The 6000-nt window shown below is 41.8% G+C and carries 4 protein-coding genes; 1 reads left to right on the top strand and 3 read right to left on the bottom strand.

From position 1 onward, the window contains the following. Positions 1-58: 58 nt before the first annotated feature. The 3 genes from ACESTD_RS06480 to ACESTD_RS06470 form a co-directional block, all read right to left on the bottom strand. A complete protein-coding gene (locus ACESTD_RS06480) occupies positions 59-1231 on the bottom strand; it encodes an MAC/perforin domain-containing protein (RefSeq protein WP_373158780.1) in 1173 nt (390 codons plus the stop codon). Positions 1232-1352: 121 nt separating this feature from the next. After that, positions 1353-1694 carry a DUF3244 domain-containing protein gene (locus ACESTD_RS06475; protein ID WP_225982637.1) on the bottom strand — a complete coding sequence of 114 codons (342 nt, stop codon included), beginning with the start codon at positions 1692-1694 and terminating at the stop codon, positions 1353-1355. 182 nt (positions 1695-1876) lie between these two features. Beyond that, the gene (locus ACESTD_RS06470) at positions 1877-3457 is read right to left on the bottom strand and encodes a lipopolysaccharide assembly protein LapB (RefSeq protein ID WP_005833763.1); all 1581 of its coding nucleotides are present in this window, start codon (positions 3455-3457) and stop codon (positions 1877-1879) included. A gap of 308 nt (positions 3458-3765) precedes the next feature. Here ACESTD_RS06470 and ACESTD_RS06465 point away from each other — a divergent pair, with 308 nt between their 5' ends. Further along, positions 3766-5604, top strand: coding sequence for an ABC transporter ATP-binding protein (locus ACESTD_RS06465; protein ID WP_156737464.1), 1839 nt, complete (start codon positions 3766-3768; stop codon positions 5602-5604). Positions 5605-6000 lie beyond the last annotated feature (396 nt).

The following is a 6000-nucleotide window of genomic DNA, read 5'->3' as shown; positions in this document are numbered from 1 at the left end:
TTCCTCTCTGAAAAATAAATGTTTTTATTGCTTATTATCCGCACCCAAAAAGTTGCATTTATAAGTTGAACTCAAGTGAAAAAACCCACCAGTTGTCTTTTGTGTGTGGACTTTTTATTTGAAACATTGGTTTTACCTCTATAATCGGACGAATTTTGCTTTTGATGTATTTTTCTGCAGCGTCTTTAATTTGCTGTTTTTTTATAGGGTCTTTGATGAATTCGTATATGGGGTATGTCTTATTGAAATTAATTTCTGTCAATACACAATGCGTTTTGTCAACAGACTGCTGCCATCCGCTAAGATTGAATGTGTGGTTGGTTGCTCCGTCGGATGTTATTGTGATTGTATGACCATCGTGCTGGCCGCCATACATGTTGACGTTGCATGACCAGTTACTATTTCTCCTTTGGTATTGTTCTACTTCGGTTGTAGTAGAACTTCCGGAGAAGGAGAGGTTAACCGTTTTAATGGCACCAGTGATGCCTCCTTTGGCAATTTTGGTTTTAGACTCTACTTTTAGATTGTCGGTGATAGTTGACTTATAGAATATAGAAAGGCGTCCACCTACATTGAAGTCGATAAGAATATGTGTTCCGAATTCTTCAATAATGGCATCAGGAGAGGCTGTAGAAAGTCTGCTCTTAAAGTATGGAGTGAGGTAGTCGGCCAAAACTGTGGGGTCAGCATAAAGTTGGTAGCGTTCTAATTGCTTGATTTGGTCGACCCGAATGTAGGTCTCTTTGGTCGTAATGGAAGTCTTATTGCTTGATTCTTTGTCAAAAGAGACATTTGCTGAAAGGCTATAGGGTACTTCCTTATTGGAGGTGTCTGTGCTGGTTGCCCCATCTTTTTTAGGATTGATTTTTGCAGCAACCGAACCACTAAAATTCGTTTTATTGATGATGTCTTTTACATAGTTCATGTAGTCTTCTCCAGCATAAAAGTTGTCTTTGATTTCACCTACATATTCCACTTTGTATAATTGGGGATTTTTCGCATAGAAACCTGCAATATCTAATACTTCGTTTTTTATGGATTGTCTGGCAAGATATTCTCCGGTTATATCATAACCGTAGCCTAATACTTGATATTGACCATCTCCCATTGACTTCGTTGTTGGCATTTGTTGGTCTTCTTGAACAAACTGCTCGTCAAAAGTGTTGGTGCAGCTAATGGCGAATATTCCCATTGTAATGATGGGAATAAAAAGAAAATGTTTTTTCTTCATAATTCTGGAAATTAATTTAGTTTGCCTTTTGAAAGGACTGGTTTAACGCGTATTCAGTCCTTTCAATAGGTTCGTTTTATAAATTGGTGATATATATCACTTCCTTGTCAGTTGGATGTTTCTATAGCGTGAAGCTGCCATATAGGAATGCTTCATCGGACTCTATTTGAATGGAGTAGTTGCCGCATGATTCTTCATCTAGGTTGATGCTGATATTTGTTGGAGCATCGTATGTTTCTGAATAGACGGTTTCACCGGTTGATTCATTGATGAGGAGGATGGTGACGGTGGGTAATACCTCGTTGAAGTCGACACATACCGTATTATTATATAGGTAGGCGTTGGCGGTTTGAATGATACTACGAGATATAGGGGTATCTCCTTTACTAGTCGGATTTTTTCTTTTTGCTTGGATTAGGGCGATTTCTGTAAAAGGATTGTTCTTTTTTTGTGCGTATGTCACAATATTGCTTAAAAAGAATGTCGCAATTAAGATAGACAATAGATTCTTCATCATTATACACTTTTTTGATTATTGATGCCGCAAAGGTCGGTTTAATACGGCAGGATAAGTGTATAATATTGTATAATTTCGGTGTATAATGGCGTATAATATTGTATAATTGTTGTACTTGCTAATGATTGTTATGATTGGCAAGATGATTGGAGATTCTTTTTTAAAGCTTCCTTAAGAGATATCTCTTTGTGTGCAAATCCCATTTTGTTTTCTAATATGCGGTCTGCCTTTTTGTAAATAGTATCCCGTTCGCAGCTCAATATATGGCAAAAATGGCTTATCGGGAGGTTTGTCAGGTACAGACAACATAAGTAGATTTCGTCTTCTGTCAGGTGATATTTTGATTGTAGTTCCCGGGCAATATTATTCCAACATTTGTTGGTTTCTGCAATTAGTTGTAGCCAGTCACCTTGATGCATTATTTCTGATTCTGCCTTTTCTTTATGAGAGCGGATGATTAGAGTCATCTTGTTGTATACCTCAGATTGTTCGAATAGAACAAGTCCTGCCTTATGCAGCATTTCTTTTTCGGTTTGGTTATTGGGCTTTTGTTTTCTTTTCTTATAGGATAGGATGATTACAGCTACAATGAGGGTTAATATGATTATTGATATACCTATGATACGATAATGGGTGTGTTTGCTGATTATGTTTTGCTTGTTGCTTGGCATCCCTTGTTCTGCGCAGACAATGGCATCGGGCTGTCTGGACTTCTGCATGCTGTCCAAATAGGCAGAGTAGTTGCGTTCCATCTCTAAGGAAGTAGCTAAGTCTCCTTGCTCTTTGGCTATGTCTGCCAGATACATGTAAGCCCCGGCTTTGGTGGCATAGTCTGTTGTGAAAAGGGATTTTTGTAGGTAGTAGCGGGCAGAATCATATTGCAATATTAGGTAATATGCGCTTCCAAGTAGTTCGAAAGCTTTGTAGCATGTTGTGCGGTCTTTCTGTACGCCAAGATTCTGTTTGGCGAATTCTATAGCTTTCTCTCCGTTTTCCATCCAGTTGTATAGTTGGCATAGTGAGGAGAACACATTTTCTTTTAATTGTATGTTGGACTGTTTTTGGACGATAGCGAGTGCCTTCAACATCATTTTTTCGGCTTCGGGATAGAATTCTTCTCCTTTTTCCATACAGATGACTCCTCGTCGTGACAGAACTTCTGCTTGAAGAACAGAGTCCTTTAGCTGAATACCTATTTGTTGTGCCAATTGATAGCTGGAATCGGCTTGTGTATTTAGGTTTTGTGAATAGTATAGATAACCTATATTCAGGTAGATAAGACTTAATAGACGTCTTTCTCCTGCTTTTTCAGCCAAGGGCTTTGCTATGAGGTATTGAGTCATAGATTCTGTTCTTCTCTGTGAATCCCGGTAGACGCAGCCGGAATAGTAATGGGCCCTTGCCCGCTTTTCTATGTCGTTTGTGCCGTTGTAGTAGGTCAGGGCCGATTGTATCAGGGAATCATTGGTTTGGATAATGTAGTTCTTATCTCTTGCTTCTGTCATTAATAGGCCATAATAAGCACTGTCAGCTTGGGTCTGCAGGCTGTTTGTCGGGAATGCTTCGAGCATAGATAGGGCAGTGTCCGGTTGCTGAACGATGAGCGAGTCAATTGCAATTAGGTACTTATTATAGTTCACTCGGGTATTGCAAGCAATGAACAGAAGTACGATTAGGACAGATAGGGTTGCGATAATAGCTTTTCTCATGTGGTGAACAAAGTTCTCAGTTAAGTCGGGTGCAAAGGTACATCTTTTTCATTATTTACTCATATAATTGCTTGGGCATATTGAAGTTTGAAGAAAATTGTGTGGAAGTTAGGAGTAAAGATGGAAAATAAATGAGCCGGCTATTATTAAGATGACAATGTATGAGTGTACATGGTGCTGGAGAAGTATGCAAGGACACAAAAGAAAGTAGAGAATGTGGGCATTTAGGCAGAAATAACCTGAAACCCTTTTCCATTCCCTCGTTTTCTTGTATCTTTGCGACCTCATAATTCACTTAACTACAAGCAATGAAGGAATTTCTGCAGCTGATGCGACGCTTTGTGTCGCCTTACAAGAGATATATCGGTTGGGCAATCGTGCTCAATGTACTGTCTGCCATATTCAACGTATTTTCATTCACATTGTTGATTCCTATTCTCAATATCCTCTTCAAAACGGGGGAGAATACCAAAGTGTACGAGTACATGGAGTGGGGGAGCGAAGGCATCAAGGAAGTGGCGGTGAATAATTTCTATTACTACGTCACCCAGATGATTGAGACACACGGGCCACAGATGACATTGCTGTTCATGGGGCTCTTCCTTGCTTTCATGACCATGCTGAAGACCTCCTGCTATTTCGGCTCTTCTGCCATTATGATTCCCCTTCGTACGGGAGTGGTACGCGATATCCGCGTGATGGTCTATTCCAAAGTGATGCACTTGCCGCTCGGCTTTTTCTCTGAAGAAAGGAAAGGGGACATCATTGCACGTATGAGCGGTGACGTAGGCGAAATTGAGAACTCCATTACCAGTTCACTGGATATGCTGCTCAAGAATCCGATCTTGATTCTGCTTTATTTTTCCACTCTGATTGTAACCAGCTGGCAGCTGACTCTGTTTACTGTCCTGGTATTGCCGGGTATGGGCTGGCTGATGGGAAAAGTTGGCAAGAAACTGAAGCGTAAGTCGTTGGAAGCCCAAGGGAAATGGAGTGATACCATGTCGCAATTGGAAGAGACGCTTGGTGGACTGCGTATAATCAAGGCTTTTATAGCAGAAGACAAGATGGTGGACCGTTTTAAGCAATGCAGCGACGAGCTGCGTGATGCAACCAACAAGGTAGCCATCCGTCAGTCGTTGGCACATCCGATGAGTGAATTCCTCGGTACGCTGCTCATTGTATTGGTACTGTGGTTCGGTGGTCTGCTTATTCTGGGCAACGGCACTTCCATGGAAGCATCAACGTTCATCTTCTATATGGTGATTCTGTACAGTATCATCAATCCGTTGAAAGACTTTGCAAAGGCAGGATACAACATTCCAAAGGGTCTGGCATCCATGGAACGTGTGGACAAAATACTGAAAGCCGAGAATCCCATTAAGGAACCGGTAAACCCGTTGCCGCTGCACGGGATGAATGACCGGATTGAATTTAAGGACCTCTCCTTCAGTTACGACGGCAAGCGCGAAGTGTTGAAGCACGTCAATCTGATGGTGCCCAAAGGACAAACCATTGCACTTGTCGGCCAGTCCGGCTCCGGCAAATCTACATTGGTGGATTTGCTGCCGCGCTATCACGATGTGCAGTTAGGTGAGATTACAATTGACGGTGTGAATATTAAGAATTTTCGCATCCACGACCTGCGTGCGTTGATAGGAAACGTGAACCAGGAGGCCATCCTGTTCAATGACACCTTCTTCAACAACATTGCCTTCGGTGTGGAAAATGCAACTATGGAGCAGGTGATCGAAGCGGCAAAGATTGCCAATGCCCACGACTTCATCATGGAGACCGAACTCGGTTATCAAACCAACATTGGCGACCGTGGCGGCAAGCTTTCCGGCGGACAGCGCCAGCGCATCAGTATTGCCCGTGCCATCCTGAAGAATCCGCCCATCCTGATACTCGATGAGGCTACTTCCGCACTCGATACCGAAAGCGAACGACTGGTGCAGGAGGCTCTGGAACGGCTAATGAAGACCCGTACCACGATTGCCATCGCCCACCGCCTTTCCACCATCAAGAATGCGGATGAGATTTGTGTTCTTTATGAAGGTGAAATCGTGGAACGTGGTAAGCACGAGGAACTCCTTGAGAAGAACGGCTATTATAAGAGGCTGAATGATATGCAGTCTCTCTCATAGAAATAAAATTCTGCGTACTTTGCTTCCACCCGCTTGTGCTAGGCTGTTATGACTAAATAGGAAGTTAATTTCCTGCAAACAGCCTATTAATTCTTCTTTCTCTTCTATATTTCTTACGCAGAATCTATGATGCAGGTGGGTGTTGACGGCTGCCGGCAGAGTGTTTCACGGCTGTTAGGCGATGATGAATAAAGAGTGTTCTTTTACCTTTTACGCTTTTTTAATATCTGCTTGCTTCCATTCTATCGCTAATTATCCTATTTTTGCAAAGAACACATACATAAACATTGCAAATATCATGAAAAAATTATATCCAACGTCTACGACGACAGCTACTATGACTATCAGTCCAAGTACTCTTAATCATGTAATTCAATTGACCCCGATAATACTATA

Source organism: Bacteroides sp. AR20, from assembly GCF_964250605.1.
Lineage (GTDB): Bacteria > Bacteroidota > Bacteroidia > Bacteroidales > Bacteroidaceae > Bacteroides > Bacteroides uniformis.
Note: the sequence above shows the minus strand (reverse complement) of the source record. Positions and strands in the feature narration are given on the sequence as shown.